Consider the following 582-nt stretch of genomic DNA (forward strand, 5'->3'; position numbering starts at 1 on the left):
TGTACACGCTCAAATTGTTATGTCAGAGGGGGTTGAATTGGTATCTAACAACAGTCTTCCCAAGATTGTTGGACCTACCCTTGTGCTTGGCATGCCCCTGATGGAGACTGCATTAACATTTAACGTCTCTGTACTGACATATGGTCTGGATTATAGTGTTGAGCATAAGGTGAAACTTGAAGTACTTGAAGGCGAAAAGGTTATTGCTAGACTTGAAAACGGAATATCATCAATTTCCAAGTTTTTGGGTGGATTTGTCTTCAACTTTGGGATCCGAAACGCGGTTTTCAAGAAGACTGGGGTACATCAACTTAGCTTTTACCTTGATGACGAACTGATTGTTAACCAGGAATTCTGGACGGTCTTTATTGGACACACGGAGTAGTTTATGGAATCATCGAAAACGGTGTTGACGTTTGAAAATAGCGACCAAGCAATTTCTCGTAATAAGACGATTGGGAAGGCTGTCATTAGGGCAGTTGAAGCGGTGGCGATTACGGGGTCAGTTTCATTTGGGATTTTAAGCATGTCTAAAACCGGAAACAAAATAATTTCTATGCAATCTACTGTTATTAATAATAG

The 582-nt window shown here is 40.5% G+C and carries 2 protein-coding genes; both read left to right on the top strand.

Translation table 11 applies throughout. The features are described 5' to 3' along the window. Positions 1 to 385 (top strand): hypothetical protein (locus tag FD02_RS06020; RefSeq protein ID WP_162255579.1); only part of this gene is annotated, 385 nt, incomplete at its 5' end. A 3-nt stretch (positions 386 to 388) separates the two neighbouring features. Beyond that, on the top strand, positions 389 to 582 hold a 194-nt coding region (locus tag FD02_RS11485), incomplete at its 3' end, for a hypothetical protein (RefSeq protein ID WP_235806683.1).

The sequence above is a fragment of the Lacticaseibacillus nasuensis JCM 17158 genome, assembly GCF_001434705.1.
GTDB classification, from domain to species: Bacteria; Bacillota; Bacilli; order Lactobacillales; family Lactobacillaceae; genus Lacticaseibacillus; species Lacticaseibacillus nasuensis.